Origin of the sequence: Cohnella hongkongensis (genome assembly GCF_042654645.1) — a bacterium.
GTDB lineage: Bacteria > Bacillota > Bacilli > Paenibacillales > Paenibacillaceae > Cohnella > Cohnella hongkongensis.
This window is the reverse complement of the sequence record NZ_JBHSEP010000003.1, coordinates 25,883-48,659: the sequence shown is the minus strand read 5'-3', so window position 1 is coordinate 48,659 and position 22,777 is coordinate 25,883. Positions and strand designations below refer to the sequence as shown.

The window sequence follows — 22,777 nt, the reverse complement described above, 5'->3', positions numbered from 1 at the left end:
CCCGCCGTATTCCGGAACTGTCCGCCGTCCCGGCTTCTCACACGCCCGAATAAGCCATGAAGCCGCCGTCGACGGGAACGGTTATGCCCGTAACGAATCCGGAGCTGCCTTCGTCGGCGAGCCAGAGCAGAGCGCCGAGCAGATCCTCCGGCCTGCCGAAGCGGCGCATCGGCGTGTGAGCGATAATTTGACCCGCCCTTGCCGTCGGCGATCCGTCCGCATTCGTCAGCAGCTCCCGGTTCTGCTCCGTCAGGAAAAAGCCCGGGGCGATCGCGTTCACCCGAATGCCGGCGTCCGCCAGATGCACCGCAAGCCATTGCGTAAAGTTGTCGACGGCCGCCTTGGCCGCGCTGTAGGCGGGCACCTTCGTCATCGGCCGGGGCGCGCTCATCGAAGAGACGTTCACGATCGCCGCGCCCGCCAAGCCGAGCATCTGCCGGGCGAAGACCTGGCTGGGCAGCAGCGTGCCGAGGACGTTCAGGTCGAATACCCGCCCGAGCCCTTCCTTCCGCAGATCGAAAAACGTTCGCTCCCCCTCTTGTCCCAGATCCTCAAGCCGAAAGAACTCGCGGCTGGTGCTGCCGTCCGGATGATTTCCGCCCGCCCCGTTCACGAGCAGCCGGCACGGTCCCAGACGCTCGAGAACGGTTGCCGCCGCTTCGTTCAAGCTGGCTTCGTCGAGCACGTCGCAGCGGACGGCGATCGCTTCCCCTCCGACCCTCCGGACGTCCTCGGCCGCCTTGGCCGACTTTCCCGGAGAACGGCCCAGGACGGCCACCTTCATTCCCTGACGTCCCAGCTCCCTGGCCATGGCGGAGCAGAGCACGCCGCTTCCGCCCGTAACGACGGCGACTCTCCCCCGCAGCTTCCCGTGTATCGGCAAGCTCATTCGGCGTCCGCCTCCTTCCCGCGTCCCAGTGCGTCCCAAAGCCCCCACAGGTACATGATGCCCAGCGCCCGGTCGTACAGCCCGTACCCCGGACGGCCGCGTTCGTCCCAAATCTGTCTTCCGTGATCCGGCCTCGCGTAGCCCGTAAACCCGATTTCATAATACGCCCGGACGATGCCCGCGATATCGACGGTGCCGTCCGCCGTCCGGTGCGACGTCTCGATAAAATCGCCGTTGTCGTATACGCGTACGTTGCGGATATGAGCGAACGGAATACGATCCGCGAACTCCCGGATCATCGCCGGAATGTCGTTATTCGGGTCGGCGCCCAGCGAACCGCTGCACAGCGTGACGCCGTTCGCCGGGCTGTCGACCAGACTCAGCAGTCGGCGGATGCCGGCTGCTCCCGTCAGAATGCGCGGCAGTCCGAACACGGACCAGGGCGGGTCGTCCGGATGCATCGCCATCCGGATGCCGGCTCGCTCCGCCGCCGGGATAATCGCCTCCAGGAAATGGCGCAAATTCCGCCACAGCTCCTCCTCTCCGACGCCGCGATACGCTTCAAGCAGCGAGCCCAGCCGCTTCAGCCGGTCCGGCTCCCAGCCCGGCATCGTCAGCGCCGTTCCTTCGGCAATGCGACCGACGAGCGATTCCGGCTTCATCTTCTCGATTTTTTCCCTCTCGTACATCATCGCCGTCGACCCGTCCTCGAGCTCTCTGGCCAAATCCGTGCGAATCCAGTCGAAGACGGGCATGAAATTGTAGCAGATCGTCTTGACGCCGACCTCGGCAAGCCGCTCGATCGTTTGGATGTAGTTGTCGATGTAGCGATCCCGGGAAGGGAGCCCCAGCTTGATGTCCTCGTGGACGTTAACGCTCTCGACGACGTTCAGATGAAAGCCGTAAGCGTCGGCCGCCCGCTTGTAGCGGGCGATGCTGTCCGCCGGCCACGCCTCCCCGGGCGGCACGTCGTGCAAAGCCCAGACGATGCCTTCCACGCCGGGGATTTGCCGGATTTGCCGGAGCGTGACGGTGTCGTTGCCTTCGCCGAACCAGCGAAATACCATTTTCATTCGCTATCGTCCTTTCGCGGGTTTAATAGATCGTGCGGCCATGGCTGTCCTGAATGCCGGATTTCCGGTAGAAGTAGGCGTTCAGCACGTCCCGCCACTCGCGCGCATGCTCCTCCTGATGAGCAAGGCGTTCCTTGACGTTCCGGAAGACGGGCTCGGAGATCCGCCCCCGCAGACCGTCCCAGCGACGAACGAGCTCCGCCGCCTGTTCCGCCCCGAGAAAATGCGAATCGTAGATGTGCTGGATAACCGTTTTGCCGGAGCGCAGCTTATGGGTATAAGGGACGTGGTGGAAAAAGAGCAGCAGCTCGTCCGGGCAGCGTTCTGCGGATTCGTAGACGTCCGACTGCGGCGAGCGATATTGGCCCGCATAGCCCGTGCCCGTCGCCGAGGTGCGGTCGACGCCGATGCCGTCGCGGTCCGCGTAATGGTAGGTGCCCCACATCGAATATTCGTAGCCGTCAACGTTGGGTCCGTAGTGGTGGCCCGGATTTACCATCCAGCCGACCCCGAGAGGCGCCGTATACGATTCGTAGATCGCATAGGAGTCGAGCAGCATCCGGACAATCGTTCGCTCCGCTTGCGGATCCCTTCCGAACGTGGCCCGCGTCCAATCGCGGGCGATCTCCTCCGCCCCCAGCCGGGGATTCCAGGCAAGCCGCCCGAAGCCGAACAGGTTGGCTTGGGCCAGCGCATGTCCGGTCCAGTTGTCGTCGTCTCCGACGTTCGCAACTCCGGCGATTCCGCCGACGGGCCGACCGTACAGCGCTCCGCTGGCGGCGCGGTCGACCGTCGAACCTTCTCCGAGCGCATAGGTATCGAAATCGAGCGCTTCCTTCCACTGGGGAACCAGATAGCAGAGATGCCGCTGCTGCCCGGTATATTCCTGCGTAATCTGCAGCTCCAGCAGCTGGTTCGTGCGAGTCATGGCGCCGAGCAGCGGAGAGACGGGCTCGCGCACCTGGAAGTCCATCGGCCCGTTCTTGATCTGCAGCAGGACGTTGTCCCGGAACCGGCCGTCCAACGGCATGAAATGATCATAGGCGGCGCGAGCCCTGTCCGTGGAACGGTCGCGCCAGTCCTGGCGGCAATTGTAGACGAAGCATCGCCACACGACGAGGCCGCCGAAGGGGCTAAGCGCGTCGGCCAGCATGTTCGCCCCGTCGGCATGGCTTCTTCCGTACGTGAACGGCCCCGGCCGGAACTCCGAGTCGGCTTTCACGACAAAGCCCCCGAAATCGGGAATGCTCGCATATACGCGGCGGGCGGCCTCGCCCCACCACTCGGCGACTTCGGCGTCCAACGGATCCGCCGTCCTCAGTCCCCCTGCCTCTACCGGACTGGCGAAGTTGACGCTCAGAAACAGACGGACGCCGTAAGCCCGGAAGACGTCCGCGATTTTAGCCACTTCGGGCAAAAAGGCGTCCGTGAGCAGCAGAGATTCGCGGCGGTGCACGTTCACGTTGTTGATCGCGACCGCATTAATGCCGACGGAGGCGAGCATTCGCGCGTAATCCCCGATGCGGGACAGCTCGCGGACCACTTCTCCGTCCCGGAAAAACAGGCTGCCGCCGGCATAGCCGCGCTCGACTGTCCCGTCCAGGTTATCCCAATGATTCAGCATCCGGACGGCGTTAACGGGTTTCTCGCGGATTCGCGTTCCCTTCAGTTCGGCTCCGGTCTGAAGCAGCCGCAGAATGCGGAAGACGGCATACAGCGCTCCCCGATCGGTCGCGCCAGCCGCATAGACGCTGCCGCCGGACTCGAGAATCAGAAAGCCCTCCTCTCCCAGATCTTCGACCTCGCGCGCCTCCTTCGGCCATCCGTCGAACGCGTCCGAGCCGTCCGGAACGCCGACGTACAGTCCCGGCTCCTCGTCGCCCGCCGCGCCTTCCGCCGGCAGCACGTCCAGCATCGACACGATCGCCGCGAGCAGCTCGGCCCGGGCGGAACGCAGCAGAGGCGAGTCGCCCAGAACGGCCGTCCGGGAGCAGCATTCCGCATACGCCTTGCGCAGCGAGTCCTCCTGGATGTACGCGTAATTAAGCCAGCATAGGTATCCGTCGTTCGAGTTCAGTCGATCGTTCATCATCACGGCTCCTCCTTGTTACGCTATCGCCGCTTTCCGGCAATCGAAGAGCCTCCCGACTCCGGGAGACTCCGTCGGCCTTCTATTCGTTCGCCTCGGCGGGCGTCCAGATCCGGTACCTCCCGCTTAAAGCGAGCATCGTGAAAAAATAGAGACAGTTATCGTAGTATCGCCGATCTCCCGTACGAACGGGCGTATTCCACCACAGCTCGACGCAGCTCCTCGCGAAGCGGCCGTCCGTGTCGGCGAGCGAAGCCATCGCATTCGCGGAGATCAGTCCGACCGGGTGCAGCGACTTCTCCTCGAACGGCTTTCCCTCGATCGTGTACCTGCGGTAATCTTCGGGCCTCTTGTCCGAGAAAAACGTCTGAATTTTGCCGGCGATCTCGCGCATCTGCGGCGTCGCCCCAAACCACTCCGCGTCCAGACCGATATTGGCGGCGACGCGATACGAGTCGCTGAAGAAATGGCCGTATCCGCGCTCGTAGTTGGGCGTGCCGTCGTAATAGGCGTATTCGGGCGCCAGACCGGTGTCCGGATGGCAGGCCCGCTGCAGATAGGCCCGGCTCGCTTCGGCGGCCTCCGCCCAGAAAGCCCGATCCTCCTCGTTCGCCCACCTCGCGAACAGCTCGTAGAAGTGCGGCAAATGATAGGACGGGTCGGTAAACTCGCAATTCGGCACGAACTTGATCAGCTTATTGTGCCGATTCCACATCGGGTAACCGGTGCCGGCCTCCCCCTTGTGCAAGCATACGCTCAGCAGCTCCCGCGCCTTGACGCCATAGTCGAGCGGGGGCGGTCCGTCTCCCCATCTATGCGAGGCGAACAGCAGCGCCAGCGCGAAATATTCTTCGCCGTCGGGAGCCGGGCCGTGCGCCCGCTTCGTACCGTCCGGATTGCACGACCAGGCGAAGTACCCCGCGTGAACTCCCTTGCTCATGTACATATGCTTGTGCGTCCATCTCCATAGCCGGTCGAACACGTCGCGCCGATCCAGCTGCACGGCCATCATCATGCCGTAGGACATGCCTTCCGTCCGTACGTCCAGGTTGCCGGTGTCGAGCATGTAGCCCATGTCGTCGCCTGCCGGATAATAAATCCGGGTCGCTTCACAGTCTCCGAACAGCTGCTCCCAGCAGGACTCCAGCCGGGCCTCAATTTCTTCTCCGTCGTAGCCGTACTCCGCCAGCAGATTGCGGTAACTTCCGGAATGATAAGCTCCGGGCCGCGCCGTCTTCTCCATCAGCCTTTTACTCCTCCCAGCGTCATGCCCTTGACGAAATATCGCTGCAGGAACGGATACACCATAATAATGGGGAGACTGGCCACGATCGTCATCGTCGCCCGCACCGACGTCGGCGTGACGAAATTGGCCGTTCCGCCCATGCCGTCCATGCTTCCCGTCGTTCCCGTGGCATTGGAGTTTTGCAGCATTTTCATCAGCTCGTACTGCAGCGTGCTCAGCTCGATGTGCGAAGAGTTGTACAGGAAGACGTCGAACCACGAATTCCAATGGTACACCGCCGTGAACAACGAAGTCGTCGCCAGCACCGGCAGCGTCAGCGGCAGCACGACGCGGATAAACGTCGTGAATTCGCCCGCCCCGTCGATTCTGGCCGATTCGAGAATGCCGTCTGGCAGCTGCTCGATAAACGAGCGGATGACGATGATGTTGAAGACGCCGACAATGCCCGGCAGGATGTACACCCAGAAGCTTCCCAGCAGATCGAGTTCTCTCATGAGCAGGAAGTTCGGAATCAGCCCTCCGTTAAAATACATCGTCAGCACGAAGGCGAGCGTCACGAATTTGCGCAGAACGAAATCCGGACGGCTGATCGTATAGGCGACCATCGCCGAGCAGAACGTCGAGATCAACGTGCCGAGCACCGTTCGCGAGATGGAGATGAACGTCGCATGCAGGATCGTCGCCTGCTTGAACACATACTCGTAATTGTCCCAGGTAAGCACCCGGGGCCATAGGTGGATGCCGCCTTTGACGGAATCCATCGCATCGTTCAAGGAGACGGCGAGCATGTTCACGAACGGATACACGGTCACGACCATTAACAGCACCATGACGATGTAGTTCGCGATGTCGAACAGCCGGTCTCCGACGGACAATCTGATTTTGTAGCTTGTTGGATTCGTCTTCGCCACTGCGCTCCCCCCCTTAGAACAATCGGTCCTGTCCCAGCCGCTTCGCGAGATGGTTGGCCCCGAACAACAGCACGATGCTGACGACCGTCTTGAAGATGCCTGCGGCGACGGAAAGCGAGTAATTCCCCAAATTCATCCCGTACTTCAATATGAAAATTTCCAGGTTTTCCGAGTAATCGAGATTGGGACCGTTGCCGAGCAAATACTGCGGCTCGAAACCGGTTTCCAAGATTTGTCCCAGATTAATGATCATCAGGATGACGATAACCGGCCGAATGCCGGGCAGCGTAATGTGCCAGATTTTCTGAAATCTTCCGGCCCCGTCCATTTCCGCCGCTTCGTACTGCGATGGATCGATCGTCGTCAAGGCGGCCAAGTAGATGATCGTGTTCCAGCCCACGTTTTTCCACACTTCGGAGATGCCCATAATGCCCCAGAAGTATTTCCCTATGCCGAGCCAGAGCACCGGCTCCTGGATCAGCCCGAGCGCCATCAGCAATTCGTTGACGATGCCGCCGTCCGTCGACAGCGCCGTCTGGATAATCGTGGCGGCCACCACCCAGGAAATAAAGTGAGGCAAATAGCTGATCGTCTGCACGACCCGCTTGAACGCGACCACCCTCAGCTCGTTAAGCAGAATGGCCAGCGTAATCGCCGTGGCGAAGCCGAGCACGAAGTTGATGAAGCTCATCGCCAGCGTGTTTCTCATCACCTGCAAAAATCTGTCGTCGGAAAACATAAAATCGAATTGCTGCCAGCCGACCCACTGCTGCTCCCCGAACGACTTGGCCGGCTTGAAGTTCTGGAATGCGATCGTCCAGCCCCAGAGCGGAACGTATTTGAACAGAATCAGCCAGAGAAGAAAAGGAACGGACATCAAGACCAGCGATCTTTGTTTGACCAGCCTGCTCAGAAAAAGAGCTGCACCGGTTTTCCTGCCGGGAGGAACCCTGCCGACGGACGATTCCACTTCAACGTTTTTTAACAAGGCGGTCGCTCCTTCCGTGCCCGACATGCGCGCGCAAACCCGGGAAGAGCGGGGAATCCGTCCGGGTTCCCCGCTCTTCCCCCCGCTTCTTAGTTGCCTTTAATCTTAGCGACTTTCTTCTTGACCTCATCCGTCATCGTCTGCTCGTATTCCGCTACCGGCAGCTTGCTGTATTCGTTCAAGTACTCCTGCCAGTTGGCCTCGAACTTGTCGACCGGGTCCAGAACGATCTTCGCGAAGTACTTGCGCTGCACGTCGACCTTCTTCGCCGTGTAAATCTGCGCTTGCGAGCCTTGCTCCAACGCGATGCTCCATGCCGGATACCACGGACGGTCGTCAGGCGCGGCGAACAATTCGGCATAGGTCTGAACGCCGTACTTGGCAAGGCGCTCCTTCTCGGCGGCGGTGAACGAGGCGCTGGCCACCTCCGGCTGACGGCCGGCGCTGACGGAGTTCCCGTCCGGGAACGTCGAGCCCTGCCCGTACATCGGCCAGTAATATTCGAAGTAGTTCAGCCCGACCTGGCGCTTGTAGTCGACGTCCTTCAGCTTGTCGATCTGTTCCTGGGTTCTGTACAGGCGGCCGTTCGCGTCCACCTCGTACGTGACCCCCTGTATGCCCCATTGCACCAGCCTCTGGTTCTCGTCGGTCAACAGATTGTCGAAAAACTTGATGATTCTCTCCGGGTCCTTCGCGCTCTTCGTAATGCCGATGCCGCGGTTGTTGATGAAGGAGGACGGATCGATATACTGGTCCTTAATATTGTTGTCGTACACGACGGGCAGCGGGAAGTATTCGAGCGAATCGTCCCCGCCGTTCTTGACCGTCTCCGCCTTGAGCGTCTGCAGCGCCTGATTGACCTGCCAGCCGTAGTCGAAGAAGCCCAACACCTTGCCGGAGGTGATCTTCGCCAAATATTGATCGTAGTTGTCGACGAAGGAGGACTTGTCGAACAGTCCCTTGGCGTTCAGCTCGTTCAGCTTCTGCAGCCAGCGCTTCGTGCCGTCGTTCGTCGCATAGATTTTCGCTTCCATCGTATTCATGTCCACCTGGACTTCGCCATCGTTCGGATAGCCCTCCAGGTGGTTCGGCGGGTTCGTCGTCGCGAAGAATCGCCAGTCGTGAGTCAGCGACAGGAAGCCGGTCAGCTTCTCGTCCTGGTGCTTGCTCACGTAGTCTTCGATCAGCGTGAAATACTCGTCGAACGTTTTCACTTTCGGGAACCCGGCTTCCTCCAGCACCCGGTTTTGAATCCAGAAGGCGCCCTGATCGATGACCGGATTCGGTTTATACTCGCCGACAACCGCGCTGAACGGAAGGAAGTAGATGTTGCCGTCGTCGGCCTTCATCAGATTGTAATAAGGCTCGTAAACCCGCTTGATGTTCGGGCCGTACTGCTCGATCAGATCGTTAAGCGGGATGAACGCGCCGGCCTCCATAATTTTGTCGATGGCCGTATCCGGCTGCAAAATGTCCGGATAGGTGTCGCTGGCGATCATCGTTCCGATCTTCGTGTTGATGTCGCCGACGAGATGCTCGATTTTGAAGTTGACTCCCGTCTGCTCCTCCAGAACCTTCCCGATGTCGGTCTGATTCGTCTCGATGTCCTTGTCGGCTCTGGCGTTGAAATAGGTGAACGTGACCGGATCCGGCTTCGGCTCCTCGCTCGCGGCCTGCGAGCTGGGCGCCGAGGCCGGACTGCTCCCGCCGGGCGACGCGCTTCCGCTTTCCTTCGCGTTGTTATTCCCGCTGGAGCAACCGACGGCGACCGTCACCAAGACCAAGGAAAGCAAGGCGATCAGCCAGTTCCTGCTTTTTTTCACAGATAAAATCCCCTCTCCAATTCAGATATTTTGTAAGCGCTTTTACTAAGCACCTCCAGTATACGGTCGCGGAAGACCTTTGTTTACCCGATAAACTATATATCCCGCTTTGTAAATTAAAGAGGCTGGATCCCGATCTCGACGGTCGTTCCCCTCCCCGGTTGGCTCTTGATGTCGAAGCGGGCGCGATCGCCGTAGAACAGCTTCAATCGCATGAACACGTTGCGGACGCCGATGCGGTCCCCGATTTCCTCGCTGTTCCGCACATCCTCGAGCAGTCTGGCCAGCTCGGCGGCCTCGATTCCGACGCCGTTGTCGCTTACCTTGCAGACGATGCCTTCCTCCGCCTGGCGCACGCTTACCCGGATCATGCCCGAGTGCTTCAACGCTTCGATTCCGTGAATGCTCGCGTTCTCCACCAGCGGCTGCAGCGTCATTTTCGGAATGAGGGCGCCCGCGCATTCCGCGTCGGCTTCGATGACGTAATCCAGCTTGTCTCCGAACCGGTACTTCTGGATTTGCAGGAAGCTTTCCACCAGGTCCAGCTCGTCCTTGACCGTCACCATATCCTTGCCCCAGGAGAGCGACTTGCGGAAGATTTTCGCCATATGGTGAATGATCCGCGCCGTCTCCTCCTCCGACTTCATGATGCTTCGCATGCGGATCGTCTCCAGCGAATTAAACAGAAAGTGAGGGTTGATCTGGCTTTGCAGCGCGTGAAGCTGCGTTTCGTTGCGCTTGAGCTGCAGCTCTTTTTTCTGAATGTCCGCCATGTACACGTCATGAATGAGACTTCGGATCTGCAGCGTCATTCGGTTGAACTCCATCGTCAGCTGGCCGATCTCGTCCTTCGTTTCTTCGCGGTCGATCGTCTCGAAGCTGTGATTTTTCACCCGCTTCATCTGCTTGAGAATCCGGATCAGCCGTTCGTTCAGGGAGCGGGTAAACAGGACGATAACGATCGTGGGCACCAGAATGTTGGGCAGCGCCATATAGACGACGAACTCCCTCGATTTGCGCACGTCTTCAAGCACTTCGCTTTCCCGGAACTTCCCGGCGATCGCCCAGTTTTTCAGGTAGCTGGATTCAGGGAAAGTTTGCTCAAGCGAGAGGATTCCGCTGCCTTCCTCTTCGAAGGCTTCGGCTTCTCCGATCCCGTGCTCCCTCGGCGAAGCGACGTATTGCGTTTCGCCGTCGGCGAGCAGATAGACGTTGCCGGGCAGCGTCACATTGTTGAGCGTCATCTTGATCATTTCCGGGTGCAGGTCGATTTTCAGCACTCTTTCGAAATTTTCCTGCCCCGCGGGGCCGCTCATTCGACGGACGATGCTGAACGAAGGCTCGGTTGCGGAAGCTCCGTTTTTGACGATGATCGGGGTGGAGACCCCCGAGCTTTCCAGCTTGCGATACCAGCCGCTTCGCTTCGTTTCCGGGGAAAGCGCAAGCACGTATCCGCCGTTAATAATCGTATCGTTGTTCGTATACAGCGTAATTCGCTGAATGGCTCTATAGATAGGGGCGTACTTCTCCAACATATCCATCGTGTACGAATGGTAGTTGATGACGTAATCGGCCTGACTGTCGTATTTCTTGTCGAGGTAGTCGTTCAGGATGGAATCGTTGTAGAGGACGGAAGAGATGCCGATGACGGCGTCGATCTGGTATTGAAATTCGTTGCGGATCTGTTCGATCGCCAGCGACAGATCCTGCATCTTCTGCTTCTTGACGTTGTTGCTCGTTATCGTATAGAACAGCACGTTGGTCAGAAGCACCGGCAGGAACACGGACAAAAAGTAGACGATCAGCATCTTGTTCCTGAGCCGGACGTTGTTCAAGGCGACGCCTATTTTCATATTCCGCAAGCCCCCCTGCGCCGCTTAAGCCTTCTCCAATATGGCGTTCTTGTATTCCGTCGGCGTTCTGCCCTCGACCTTCTCGAACTGGCACACGAAGTAGTCCGCATTGCCGAAGCCGACACTGGCGGCGATCTCGTACACTTTGCGGTCGGTCTGCCTGAGCTGCCTTTTCGCTTCCGCGATGCGGATTTGAAGCAAATACTCGTTAAAATATACGCCGTACGTCTTTTTGAACAGCTGGCCCAAATAAACCGGATTCATATAGAACGTTTTGGAGATGCTTTTCAGGTTGAGGTTTTCGCTGAAGTGGCTGTCGATATAATGCTTGATTTTTCCGATATCGCCCTTCGTCATCGCGCTTCGCAGCTCGGACATGTAATCCGCGCATTCCTTCAGAAACGTCAACAGGAGATATTTAAGGCCGTTAAGCGTTCTCGGCTCCCGGTGTCCCCGAAGCAGACGAGGCAGCGAAGCGATCGCCCCTTCGTCCCCTTTCATCGTCTGGATGACGCCGCATATCCGGTGGACGCACCTGTTAATCGACGCCTGCACGGAATCCGGAGAAAACCGCTGCTCGCGAAACTTTTCGAACAATCGGTTGACGCTCTGGGTCATCTTCTCCTCGTCGCGCTCCTCCAGCGTTTCGATCAGCTCGGACAGCAGAGCGGCGTCCCATTCCCTATAGGCGACGGTTTGACCGGCGGCGTCCTCGTGCACGAGCACGCTCCTGTCCAGGGCGTACTTGAAGCGCGTCAGGTCCGCTGCGGAAGCGTACGATTCTCCGGCCTGCCCGAGACCCGGAACGACGGCGCCCGCATAGACCCGAGGCACTCCGCCGGCCGGGGAGCCCGCCGCCCGGACCAGCCGCTCGCCGAGCCTTCGGACGCGGTCCGCGCCCAGCTCCCCAAACAGCAGAAAATTCATCTCGGTCAAGCTTCTGACGAACAGTTCGGGCGTCCGGCCGTCGGTCGCGGCGGCGACCGCTTCGCAGAGCGCCAATCTCGCGCTTTCCAGCTGCTCGGCGTCATGCGTCTCGCTTGCCCCCGTCCGCGCATCGTTGATTTCCACAGTGACGCAGCGCAGCGGCTTGCCGAGAGGCAGTCCCAGAATCCGGGCCGCCTCCGCAGGAAACGTCTCGTCCGCGCGGCCCGTCAAGAGGCGCTCGAACGCGGATGCCCGGATCAGGCGCTCCTCGGCTTCCTTCCGGGCATGCACGCTGTCCGATGCGGCCGCGATCCGCTCCAGCGTGCCGGCCAGCTCGTTCTCGTCGATCGGCTTGAGCAAGTAGTCCTCCACGCCGTAACGTACCGCTTGCTGGGCGTACTTGAAGTCTCCGTAGCCGCTAATAATGATGAATCTCGTCTCTCTGTTGCCGCTTTCCCGCACTTGGCGGATCAGCTCCAGACCGTCCATGACGGGCATGCGGATATCCGTGATGACTACGTCCGGCCGATGCTCGTCGATGAACGCATAGGCGTCCTCGCCGTCCTCCGCTTCTCCGACGACTTCGAAGCCGAGCTTCGCCCACGGAACGAGCCCGATCAGCCCTTTGCGCGCATATCCCTCGTCGTCCACCACAACCGCTTTTCTCATCTTGCACATCCTTTCGCCTTTAACTGAAATCGCTTGCACACTTGAATCCCCAACGAAATGAATCGACGCAAAACGGCCGTTCAGGAACGAGCCTGATCGACCGCTTTTTCATCCTCGGTTATGGCGTCTGGTTGCGCGGCAGCGTATCGGGCCAGGCCGGCTTCGGACTCATTCCTCCAACCATAACACGCTGGTAACGCCTCTCGGGTAATATTTGCTGCCGATGATCTCTCCCGACAAAATCTGGTCGCTCCAGCTCCAGTAAGACAGCTCGGGATGCGTCAGCCAGCCGACATGCGCGGCGTCGGCCGCCTCGCCCCCGTCCGCGAACGGGAATCCGATAATGCGGCGGGCGATGAACTGGCACAAATAGATTTTGCTCAGCCAGGAGTTGCCGCTGGTCGAGGACAGCTTCCAGCCCCCGTCCGGGAACAGGCACGCCCCGGTCGAGAATACGTGATCCAGATGCGTGCGCAGCGCCCGCAAATAGGCGGAGAACCGGCCGTTCTCGTCGAGCGCTTCCTCGTTCCCCGTCATGTAGGGAAAGATGAGGCCCTCGATCGCCGGAATAATTTTGGAGTCGTTGCCCTCCCCGATAACCGCCGGAATATAGCCCTGCCCGTTCAACTGCGAGGCGATCGTCGAAGCGCAGCGTTCCGCCTGCCGCCCGGCTTCCTCCGACAGCTCGGGCCGGCCATGACGGACGAACAGCTTCTCCAGCGCGACATAGGCCGCCCAGCACTTGCCGGCCATATACAGATTGTTCCTGGACTGCCCGAGCGATACGTCCAGACTGTCATACGTCGTAATCTCGGCCCCGCCCATCGTGCGGGAGCTGTCCAGTCCCATCAGGCCGTTGCGCTTGCCCGGATCGGGATGATCCCGGTTCACCATGCTCCGGAAGCACTTCTGAAGCAGGCCGGACCGGCTTTCCAGCCAATCGGGGTCGCCCGAGCGCTCGTCGTATACGGCCGCGCACAAAATCCAGTTGACGAGCTGCTCGTGCGTCATATGAGAGAAGCAGCCGTCTATGCCGTACATTTCATAGGAGGAGTACGACGGCCGGGAAAACACGTTGCCGACGCCCATGTCGTGCGTAAAGCTGATGCCGCCGGGATACAGCTCGCTCTCTCCGGGGAAGCGGACGGAGTCTTCGTAGCTGTAGCGGTCGACGAACTGATCGAGCACGTTGCGGACCGTCCACGGATTCATTTTCATCTCGAAGAACAGCTGGTCTACCGTCAGGTCGAACGTATTCATCATCCGGTACTCGCCTTCGTTCACGACCCAGAGCGGCCTGCCGTTCTTGCCGGCGAGCAATTGCGTGTTTCCGTAATAGCTATGCACGGCATGGCGCAGCATAAACTTCTGATCCTCGCTTAACGAGGACCCCTCGACCTCTTCGTCCGCCTGCGCGCACGCTTCCGTCAAGCGGTCGAAATGAGCGAGCGCGTAGCGGGCCACCTCCTCGATATTCCCGAACAGCTTCGTATAATAGTAGCTCGTCTCCATGCCCGACGTGGCGACGCCTCCCCGGTAGAAGCAAATCGCAAATCGGACCGTGCGAAGTTCCCCCGCCGGCACGTCGACGAGAACGGCGCCCGTCATGCCCAGTCCGAACGTCCAGTTCTCCTCGAGCCGCTCGCCCAGAATTCGCTCCATGCCGAAGCCCATCGCCGACTTGGCCGAAGGATCGTCGGTCGCAATGCCGGTGAGATGACCCTGTCCGACCCCTCTGAGCTCTCCGCCCGTCGTGTCGTCCAGCCGGCGCATATTCGAATAAGGATCGCTGCCCCGGTATCCGAAGAAGGCGCGCCGGCTTCGCGAGCCCGAACGGTTATCGACGGTCAGCTCCGCGAACACCGCCGGCAGCAGCGCATCCTTCAGCTCCTCCGCCGTCGCCTGCTCCGGATCGGGTACGGGCCGGGCCGGGGAGTAGATCCGGAACGCCAGATCCTCCGCCTGCCAGGTGTCGGTGCCCAGGCGGAGCTCTCTGCGAATGTCGCCGTCGGCGTAAGGAACGATCCGGAGCGCGCCGGAGTCCTCCTCCGCCTCCTTCTCCACATCGTATCTTCTGCTCTCGTCGACAGCGCTTTCATAGAATGGCAGGGCTCGGTACAGAAGTTGGCCGCCTGCCGACTCCACGCCGATGTAAACGCTCTGATCGGCCGGCTTGCCCAGCTCCAGCCCGAGGCCCCCCGACGCGCCCTTGAAGCCCAGCGTAAAGCTGGCGAAAGCGCCGATCGGCGAATGGTGGGCATTGTAAAAAAGGTTCATCGTTACGTTCTCTCCTTTGCGTGCTTATGCTTCTATTCCAAAAGTAACATCGCATCCGCGGACGTTCCATGCTCATATCTCTCCTTTTATTTACCCAAATCGAGCCATTATCTGATACAATAAGAAGACGGAATGATCGACCGGAGGAGGCTGTGCCGGATGGATGCCAATCTTCGCACAGGGCGAAAAAACAGCGTCTCGGAGCACTTTGTGCCGGATCTGAGAGCCGCCCACCATATTTCCTTCATGCACGTAAGGGAAGTAAACGCCAAATGGGTTTATCCTTCGCACGAGCACAAGCAGTACGAGATCAATTACGTGCTGCGCGGCTGCCAGGAGATGGTCGTCAACGGCAAAGCCTGCCGGCTCGAACAGGGCGACTTTGTCCTGATCCGTCCGGGAGACATTCACTCGAGCGGGGCGGGCTCCGCCGACGGTTTTGTCTATTTCTGCCTCCATTTTGAGATCGACGATCCCCCGCTCGTTCATCTGCTCGGTTCCGGCCGGCAGCCGGCGCGATCCGGCCGCTCCCCGGAGGACGACGCCGGACGGCGCGTTCTGGACAAGCTGGCGAGCGTCGCCGTATCGGACCGGCCGTACGATTTGGCGGTCCGAACCGGCATGCAGGCATCGTTCTACGAGCTGCTGTCCAAGCTCTGCTCCGCGCGATATGCCGGATCGGAGGCTGCGGAAGACGGAAGGCCGCCTCACTCGGAGACGGCCCACCTGATCGAATCGCTGATTCATGCCGCGGCGAAGCAGCCGATCTATCACGGCCATCCGAACGACGAACGCCCGATGATCGGCGATATCGCCCGCCGAATCGGCATTAGCGAATCGCACTGCAACCGTCTGTTCAAGAAGGTGTACGGCGTCTCTCCCCGGCATTACCTGTCGGGGATGATTCGCGACGAAGCGATGCGCCTGCTACGCGATACCTCGCTGTCGGTCGATCATATTTCCCATCTGCTCGGCTACCGCGACATCGCCCATTTCAGCCGCCAGTTCAAGCGCTGGACGGGGGTGTCCCCGCGCGATTACCGGATGGGCGTTCCCCCTATCCATCCCTGCTCGTAGGCGTATCTGGCGAGCTGAACGCGGTTTTCCAGATGGAGCTTGTGCAAAATGTTTTTCAGATGATTTTTGACCGTATGCTCCGAAATGCTCAGCTCCGCCGAGATGTCGCGGTTGGACATCCCTCGGGCGACCAGCCCGAGAATTTCCGTCTCCCTGGCGGTGAGCGGGTTCGCTTCGGACTTCGGACGCTCCGCCGTCTGGGAAAATTCCTTCAGAATCCGAAAGGCCAGCTCGCGGGTCATCGGCACCTCGTCAACGGCGATCGCCCGCAAATATTCCAGCCAGGCTTTCGGATTCAGATTTTTCAACAGATAGCCCTGGGCCCCTTTCTTCAAGGCGTCGAACAAGTGGGCGATATCGTCGGATATCGTCACGATGACGATTTTGACGTACGGATATTTCTCCTTCAGCCGCCTCGTCGCTTCAAGGCCGTCCATATCCGGCATATGAATGTCCATCAGGATCATGTCCGGCATCCACAGCTCCGTCAAGGCGAGCGCTTCTTCCCCGCTCTTTCCCTCGGCCACGATGACGAACTGCGGATCGCTCCCGAGAATCATCCGAATGCCTTCCCTTGCCTGACCGCTGTCGTCGACGACGATTACGCGAAACCGGGTCCCGCTCACGGCCGTCCCTCCTTCCGTCGTTTCCTTCCGTCGTTCCCCTTCGCTTACGGTCATTTTACCGAATCGGACTCGTTAGCAGATGACTCATGAGAGCTATAAATACGCCCAAAGTGTGAATTTATTTTGTCGGAAGGGGCTCCCGCGGCTCGATTGTGGCCCTTTCGAGCTATAGCGGACGGGTAAGGCGATTGCTAAGATGAAGGTGAAAATGGAAACGAGGAGGAGGTCTTCGCATGAACAAATGGTTCATGTCGGGGTTGATTGCGCTGGCTTGCGTATTCGGCGTCTACTTGTTGGCGACTGCGTTGCCGGAGAAGGAGCCGGCCGCAGACAAAGAACCGGCTTTCGCCGTTCCGGATCGGGCCGTCGACGCGGAAGCGTCGGAGCAGATTTACCGGGCGCTGTGCATCTCCTGCCACGGCGATCAGCTTCAGGGCGGCGTCGGGCCCGCGCTTGCGCAAGTCGGCTCGTCGATGACGAAGGAACAGCTGTACGAAACGATCAAGAAAGGCAAGCGGGGCATGCCGGCTTTCGAGAACCGGCTGACGGAGGACGAGATCATTACGATTGCGACGTGGCTGGCCTCTCATGAATAACGGATCGGAGGTGTCGACCATTCGCAAGCCGATGAGCTCGAGCAGCTGGCTGTTTGTCGCATGGGCCGTATCGGTGACCGCGACGGCGGGAAGCCTCTATTTGAGCGAGTATTTGCATTTTACGCCGTGCAGCCTGTGCTGGTATCAGCGCATCTTCATGTATCCGCTGACGATCGTGCTCGGCGTCGCGTCCTGGCGCGGGCGGAAACCGCTCGTGCCAGCCGGCGCGCTGCCGCTGACGGCGATCGGCGGCGCGTTCTCCGTCTACCATATCGCGGTTCAGGAGCTGCCTCACGGCGAATCCGGCCCGTTCTGCGGGCCAACCTCCTGTGCCGAGGACGTGCTGAACGCATTCGGCTTCATTACCGTTCCGATGCTGGCGCTGACCGCATTCGCGCTTATCTTCGTCTCTCTGCTGCTGGCCCGTCGTTCGGATAACGAAAGCAAGGAAGGGATGCCATGAATCCGAGACTAAGAAGCTACTTATTCCCCGCTGCGCTGTCGGCTGCCGTGCTCGGCATCGCCGTCTACTTCGTCTTCCTGTCCAACAGCGCCGGTTCCGCTCTGCCGGTCGTGAAGCCCGCGCCGGAATTCGAGCTGACGAATGTGGACGGAAGTCTCGTGAAGGCGAGCGACCATGAGGGGCAAGTCGTGCTGATGGAGTTTATGTTCACAAGCTGTCCCGATATCTGTCCTGTGACGACTTACAAAATGGTGCAGCTGCAGGAGGAATTAAAGCGGCAAAATTGGTTCGGCAGCAAGGTTCGGCTCGTTGCGGTCACCTTCGATCCCGAACGCGATACGCCGGAGGCGCTCGCGCAGTACGCGGATCGGATGGGCATCGACATGAACGGCTGGCATTTGCTGCGGGGGGAAGAAGCCGAGACGAAGGAAATCGCCGCCGAATACGGCATCAACGTCGTGAACCTCGGGGACGGACAGTTTGTGCATAACGTCACTTCGCTTCAGCTGATCGACGCCGACCGGCAGATCCGCCGGGTGTACGAGATGGGAGACGGCATGGACAACGACCAGGTGCTGAAGGATATTGCTTCGCTCCTTGACGAAACGTAAACAAGCAAGACTCCGACTCGCTGCCGCGCGGGTCGGAGTCTTGCGCTGTCTAGAGCATCCCTCACGTAAAAGCGCCGTCGGAATACAGCAGCGTATGCATGCGGGAGAGAATAGCAGCCGCCTGCTCGCGAACCAGCGTCTGCTTCGGATGAAACTGGCCTGCGTTTCCGGTCATCACCTCGTGCTCGAACACGGCTTGAATCGCATGGCGGCTCGCCTCCGGCAACCCGGCGACGTCGGAGAAAGCCATTCGCTCGGCGGTTCCGTAAGTGGCCAGCCTTCCGGCGCGGGCCGTCATGACGGCAGCCTCCTCGCGGGTAATGGCGCGATCCGGCTCGAATCGTCCCGACGTCCGGTCCGTCAATCCGAGCCTCGCCGCCTTCGCCAGCGCTCCGCTGTACCAGCTGCCCGCCGGCACGTCGGAGAACGTTCCGCCCGCCGCCTGATCGGCCGGCTCGTTCAGCAAGCGAAGCAGCATGATCGCATACTGCGCGCGCGTGAGCGGCTGCTTCGGGGCCAACACCTTATCCTTCACGCCTTCCATGTAGCCGTGCGTCAGAATATTCGCCAGCTCATAGCGCGCCCATTCGGACACCTGCGCCTGATCGGAGTAGGTCGACAGCTCCGGAGCGGATACGCGAAGCGGGTAGTCGTCTCTGGCGAGCGACGGCGCCGCATTGTTCCGGTATCCGGCAACCTTGATCCGATAAACGCCCGGCTTCAGGCCGGCGAACGTGACTTTGCCCTCGGCGTCGCTCACCGCCGTCTTCCCGCCCACGCTTACGGTTACGCCTTCGGCAGGCAGCCCGCCCAGGTAGCGATTCGCCTTTTTGACATAGATCCTGAAGGAAGTGCCCGCCAGCACCGGGGAGCCGGTATAGCCCTGATTGCCGCTGTAATATTCGATTACCGGCATATCGAGCAGCGCCGTGTTGTCGGAGCCGTAATAGACGAACAAGCGGTCTCCGGCGGAGAGCCTCAGTCCTTCCGGAGCATTCTCCGGAAATAGCCAGCTGCCGAACTTGGAGCGAGCGGCCAGCCTCCAGCCGTCCTTGCCGCCATAGCGGCCGCTGCCGATTCCCGCGATCGAGTCGAGCGATCGCTCGCCGTTCCCGTCCTCCTTCACCTTGTAGGCGATTCCTTCCTTCTCCAGGAAGGCGAGGGCGGACGACAGCGCGTCGCCGCTCTGCCCCCATCCTTCCGCCACCGTTCCTTCCGGTCCCTCAATCCGAACGGTGACCGTGTCCCTAGCTTCCGGCCGCTGCCAGAGGCTGCCCAGCACCTGTTCGCCGTCCAGGAACAGCCTGTACACCGTTAAAGCGAGATAAGCCTCGGCCGTCTCCGCCAAGCTCGCGCCGCCCTCCCCGGCTTTTCCGGCTTCCGACAGCAGGCTCTCCAGAACTTGCAGCGGCTGGCTGCCTTCCGGACGGGTCCAAGCGGCCGCGTCGATCTCAAACGCGGACAGCGCGATAACGACCAGCGCCGTTCCGGTCGTTCCGCCAAACCCGCCGTCTTCCGTCTGCCTCGCCTTCAGCCATTCGAGACCGCGCCTCGTCGGCTCCGAATCTCCGAACGGCGCCAATGCTGCGAGGGCCAGCGCCGTCGCCTCCACGCTGCCCTCCGCCTCCTCGGCCGAGAACGCCCAGCTTCCCTCGTCCCTTTGCAGATTCACCAGCCTGTTCAGCAGCAGGTCCGGATACCATTCCGTGCGGGCCAGCGTGCCCGAATACGAATAATTGCCCGCCATAAAGGCCAGCGCCAGTCCGAGCACCCCTTCCTTCTCCATGCCGGGATGATTCATCAGCACCGGATATAGATCGAGCCCTGCGACGAACTTCACATCCCCTCCGAACGCCGTATATTCGATCATTGCGCGCGCAAGATCGCTCACCTTGTCATAGCGGCCACGGTTCTCAAGCAGCTCGTCGGCTTTGTTCCGCATGTGGCTCTCGGGAAGGGTCTTACCGTTCAGCGCCAGTCCGACGGCCGCCCAATCCGGAAGCGACTCCTGTTCCAGCAGCAGGCTCTCCGCTTTCTCCATCGCCTGCCGCATGCTTTCCGTCAACGGAGACGGTCCGGTCTGCCCCCCGGCCTGGCTGTCCGCGCCTCCTCCTTCCGCCGCCCAGGCGGAGCCCGCCGACTGCCCGATCAACGCGAAGATCAGCAGCAGCGCCCATAATCCTTTGAAACGATCAGTTAAGCCACTTTTTTTCATAGAATGCACCCCTTTCTTCCTCTACTAACGAGTGGAAAGGGCAGGAAGTTTCATGGCGGACGTGCGAGCTCCCTTTTCCCCGAGTTCTCCTGCAGAAAAGCCGACACGGAAGCGAGGCGGGACGGTCAGCCGGAGCAAGAGCGCTCCTGCCTCGCGCGCGGTCACCAGCCGGAACCGTAGGACAGCGCAGAAAAAAGACGGCGAAGGCTGCGGGCCCTGTCGCCGTCTGGTGTTGCGTTAAATCCATTGAAAATGAAAGCTTCCCTCGCGGTCCACGCGTTCGAACGTGTGCGCGCCGAAGTAGTCGCGCTGCGCTTGCAGCAGGTTGGCCGGCAGACGTTCGGTCCGGTAGCTGTCGTAATACGCCAGCGCAGAGGCGAACGCCGGCACCGGGACGCCTCTCTCTACGGCCGTCGCGACCACTTTGCGCCAAGCCGCCTGATAGGATTGGACAACGCCGCCGAAATAGTCGTCCAGCAGCAGGTTGGACAGCCCCGGATCGCGATCGTAGGCGTCCTTGATGTTCTGCAGAAACCTGGCGCGAATGATGCAGCCGCCGCGGAAGATCATCGCGATATCCCCGTAGCTCAGGTTCCAGCCGTACTCCCCGGAAGCCGCGCGCATCTGCGCGAAGCCTTGCGCGTAAGAGGCGATTTTGCTCGCATAGAGCGCCTGGCGCACAGCCTCGATAAACTCGCCGCGATCGCCCTCGTAAGCCGGTGCCGCAGGTCCCTCCAGCTTTTTGCTGGCGGCGACGCGCTCCTCCTTCATCGCGGAAATAAACCGCGCGAAGACCGATTCCGTAATAATCGACAGCGGAACGCCGAGGTCGAGCGAGCTTTGGCTCGTCCACTTGCCCGTGCCCTTCTGCCCCGCGGAGTCCAGAATGACGTCGACCATCGGCTTGCCCGTCTCCGGGTCGGTCTTGGAGAAGATGTCCGCCGTAATCTCGATCAGATAGCTGTCCAGCTCACCGTTGTTCCATTCCGAGAAAATCTCGTGCAGCTCGTTCGTTCCGACTCCGAGCACGTCCTTCAGCAAGTGATACGCTTCGCCGATCAGCTGCATGTCGCCGTATTCGATGCCGTTGTGCACCATTTTTACGTAGTGGCCGGCCCCGTCTTCTCCGATGTAAGTGCAGCAGGGATCGCCGCCGACCTTCGCCGAGATGGCGGTCAGAATCGGTTCGACCAGCTCGTACGCGCTTTTCTGTCCGCCTGGCATAATGGCCGGTCCGTGAAGCGCGCCCTCCTCGCCGCCTGATACGCCGGCTCCGATGAAGCGGAAGCCTTTCTCCTGCAGCTCTTTGTTTCTTCTCTGCGTATCGGGAAAATAGGCGTTGCCTCCGTCGATCAGAATATCCCCGGGGCTCAGGTGCGGCACCAGTTGGTCGATCGTAGCGTCCGTCGCTTGCCCGGCCTTGACCATGATCAAAATTTTGCGCGGCGTCTCCAGCGAAGCCACGAACTCTTCAACGCTGTACGTACCGACGAAGTTTCTGCCCTCCGCCTCCGCCAGCAGCTCCTTCGTCTTCTCCGGAGAGCGGTTGTACAGGGCAACGGAGAAGCCTTTGCTTTCCATATTCAGCGCAAGATTTTTTCCCATAACGGCCAAGCCGACGACGCCGATTTGCTGTTTGCTCACTGCAGCTTCCTCCCCATCCACTATTGATATAGACAAATATTGATCCACCCGCCGGAGGCCAGTGGCAAGGGCCGGGGTACAGCTTTATTGCACGGCCTTTTTCCAGTCGGCGGCGAACTTCTCCAGTCCTTGATCCGTGAGCGGGTGCTTCGAGATTTGCTCGATGACCGCAAAGGGGATCGTCGCGATATGAGCGCCGGCCAGCGCCACGCGGGTGACGTGATCCGGATGGCGTACGGAAGCGGCGATAATCTGCGTATCCAGCTGGTGCGTGCGGAACAGCTCGGCTACCTTCGTCACCAGCTGCACGCCGTCTTCGGAGATGTCGTCGAGACGTCCGAGGAACGGAGATACGTAAGTCGCTCCGGCGCGAGCCGCAAGCAGCGCTTGATTCACCGTGAAGATCAAAGTCACGTTCGTTTTGACGCCCTTCTTGCTCAAGTAGCGGCATGCTTCCAGCCCGGCCAGCGTCATCGGCAGCTTGATGGTGATGTTTTTGTCGTGATTGTTAATCTTGATCAGCTCGTTCGCTTGAGCGATCATCTCTTCGGCCGTGACCGCGTCCGGCGTCACTTCCGCCGATACCGACTCTACCTCGGGCACTTCCCGTAAAATTTCCGCGATCCGATCCTCGAACTTGACGCCTTCTTTGGCGACGAGAGACGGATTCGTCGTTACGCCGGAGAGAACGCCGACTTTGTACGCCTTCTTAATGTCCTGCAGGTTCGCGCTGTCGATAAAAAATTTCATTAGAGATCAGCCTCCATTTTATTTAATAACGTTAACAACTTGCTCGTTTA

At 60.1% G+C, this 22,777-nt stretch carries 18 protein-coding genes; 4 read left to right on the top strand and 14 right to left on the bottom strand.

All coding sequences use genetic code 11. The annotated features are described in order from the left end of the window. Window positions 1–37: 37 nt before the first annotated feature. The 10 genes from ACFO3S_RS05755 to ACFO3S_RS05710 form a co-directional block, all read right to left on the bottom strand. Window positions 38–889, bottom strand: coding sequence for an SDR family oxidoreductase (locus ACFO3S_RS05755; RefSeq protein WP_378093256.1), 852 nt, complete (start codon window positions 887–889; stop codon window positions 38–40). Further along, window positions 886–1,962: a mannonate dehydratase gene (gene uxuA, locus ACFO3S_RS05750; RefSeq protein ID WP_378093254.1), complete on the bottom strand. Its 1,077-nt coding sequence runs from the start codon at window positions 1,960–1,962 to the stop codon at window positions 886–888. Before uxuA ends, ACFO3S_RS05755 begins: the two co-directional genes overlap by 4 nt. A 22-nt stretch (window positions 1,963–1,984) precedes the next feature. Further along, the gene (locus ACFO3S_RS05745) at window positions 1,985–4,051 is read right to left on the bottom strand and encodes an alpha-glucuronidase family glycosyl hydrolase (RefSeq protein WP_378093904.1); all 2,067 of its coding nucleotides are present in this window, start codon (window positions 4,049–4,051) and stop codon (window positions 1,985–1,987) included. Between the two features lie 82 nt (window positions 4,052–4,133). Beyond that, window positions 4,134–5,294 (bottom strand): glycosyl hydrolase family 8, encoded by a 1,161-nt coding sequence (locus ACFO3S_RS05740; protein ID WP_378093252.1) that lies wholly within the window; start codon window positions 5,292–5,294, stop codon window positions 4,134–4,136. Continuing rightward, window positions 5,294–6,208 (bottom strand): carbohydrate ABC transporter permease, encoded by a 915-nt coding sequence (locus ACFO3S_RS05735; protein WP_378093250.1) that lies wholly within the window; start codon window positions 6,206–6,208, stop codon window positions 5,294–5,296. Before ACFO3S_RS05735 ends, ACFO3S_RS05740 begins: the two co-directional genes overlap by 1 nt. A gap of 13 nt (window positions 6,209–6,221) precedes the next feature. Beyond that, window positions 6,222–7,085: an ABC transporter permease gene (locus ACFO3S_RS05730; protein ID WP_378093902.1), complete on the bottom strand. Its 864-nt coding sequence runs from the start codon at window positions 7,083–7,085 to the stop codon at window positions 6,222–6,224. Between the two features lie 200 nt (window positions 7,086–7,285). Next, on the bottom strand, window positions 7,286–9,019 hold the full coding sequence (locus ACFO3S_RS05725) for an ABC transporter substrate-binding protein (RefSeq protein ID WP_378093248.1): 1,734 nt from the start codon (window positions 9,017–9,019) through the stop codon (window positions 7,286–7,288). 116 nt (window positions 9,020–9,135) lie between these two features. Continuing rightward, window positions 9,136–10,872, bottom strand: a complete 1,737-nt coding sequence (locus tag ACFO3S_RS05720) for a sensor histidine kinase (protein WP_378093246.1) — start codon at window positions 10,870–10,872, stop codon at window positions 9,136–9,138. Between the two features lie 24 nt (window positions 10,873–10,896). Next, complete coding sequence (locus ACFO3S_RS05715) at window positions 10,897–12,468, bottom strand: response regulator transcription factor (RefSeq protein WP_378093244.1); 1,572 nt, start codon at window positions 12,466–12,468, stop codon at window positions 10,897–10,899. 168 nt (window positions 12,469–12,636) lie between these two features. After that, window positions 12,637–14,745 carry a glycoside hydrolase family 52 protein gene (locus tag ACFO3S_RS05710; protein ID WP_378093242.1) on the bottom strand — a complete coding sequence of 703 codons (2,109 nt, stop codon included), beginning with the start codon at window positions 14,743–14,745 and terminating at the stop codon, window positions 12,637–12,639. Between the two features lie 159 nt (window positions 14,746–14,904). Between ACFO3S_RS05710 and ACFO3S_RS05705 the strand changes: the two genes are divergently transcribed. Beyond that, on the top strand, window positions 14,905–15,822 hold the full coding sequence (locus ACFO3S_RS05705) for an AraC family transcriptional regulator (protein ID WP_378093240.1): 918 nt from the start codon (window positions 14,905–14,907) through the stop codon (window positions 15,820–15,822). Here the strand turns inward: ACFO3S_RS05705 and ACFO3S_RS05700 are convergent. Beyond that, entirely contained in the window at window positions 15,783–16,448 is a 666-nt protein-coding gene (locus ACFO3S_RS05700; RefSeq protein ID WP_378093238.1) for a response regulator, read from the bottom strand. The genes ACFO3S_RS05705 and ACFO3S_RS05700 overlap by 40 nt on opposite strands. Before the next feature lie 233 nt (window positions 16,449–16,681). Here ACFO3S_RS05700 and ACFO3S_RS05695 point away from each other — a divergent pair, with 233 nt between their 5' ends. Genes ACFO3S_RS05695 through ACFO3S_RS05685 form a run of 3 tightly spaced genes read left to right on the top strand, consistent with a single transcriptional unit; the run spans window position 16,682 to window position 18,118 of the window. After that, window positions 16,682–17,044 carry a c-type cytochrome gene (locus tag ACFO3S_RS05695; protein ID WP_378093235.1) on the top strand — a complete coding sequence of 121 codons (363 nt, stop codon included), beginning with the start codon at window positions 16,682–16,684 and terminating at the stop codon, window positions 17,042–17,044. After that, the gene (locus tag ACFO3S_RS05690) at window positions 17,037–17,507 is read left to right on the top strand and encodes a disulfide oxidoreductase (RefSeq protein ID WP_378093233.1); all 471 of its coding nucleotides are present in this window, start codon (window positions 17,037–17,039) and stop codon (window positions 17,505–17,507) included. The genes ACFO3S_RS05695 and ACFO3S_RS05690 overlap by 8 nt, the downstream gene beginning before the upstream one ends. After that, window positions 17,504–18,118, top strand: a complete 615-nt coding sequence (locus ACFO3S_RS05685) for an SCO family protein (RefSeq protein WP_378093231.1) — start codon at window positions 17,504–17,506, stop codon at window positions 18,116–18,118. The genes ACFO3S_RS05690 and ACFO3S_RS05685 overlap by 4 nt, the downstream gene beginning before the upstream one ends. A gap of 61 nt (window positions 18,119–18,179) precedes the next feature. Here the strand turns inward: ACFO3S_RS05685 and ACFO3S_RS05680 are convergent, their stop codons facing one another. The 3 genes from ACFO3S_RS05680 to fsa all read right to left on the bottom strand — a co-directional run bounded on the left by ACFO3S_RS05680 (window position 18,180) and on the right by fsa (window position 22,727). After that, window positions 18,180–20,333: an S-layer homology domain-containing protein gene (locus ACFO3S_RS05680; RefSeq protein WP_378093228.1), complete on the bottom strand. Its 2,154-nt coding sequence runs from the start codon at window positions 20,331–20,333 to the stop codon at window positions 18,180–18,182. A 237-nt stretch (window positions 20,334–20,570) separates the two neighbouring features. Further along, complete coding sequence (gene gndA, locus ACFO3S_RS05675) at window positions 20,571–21,977, bottom strand: NADP-dependent phosphogluconate dehydrogenase (protein WP_378093226.1); 1,407 nt, start codon at window positions 21,975–21,977, stop codon at window positions 20,571–20,573. 84 nt (window positions 21,978–22,061) lie between these two features. After that, the gene (fsa, locus tag ACFO3S_RS05670) at window positions 22,062–22,727 is read right to left on the bottom strand and encodes a fructose-6-phosphate aldolase (protein ID WP_378093224.1); all 666 of its coding nucleotides are present in this window, start codon (window positions 22,725–22,727) and stop codon (window positions 22,062–22,064) included. Window positions 22,728–22,777 lie beyond the last annotated feature (50 nt).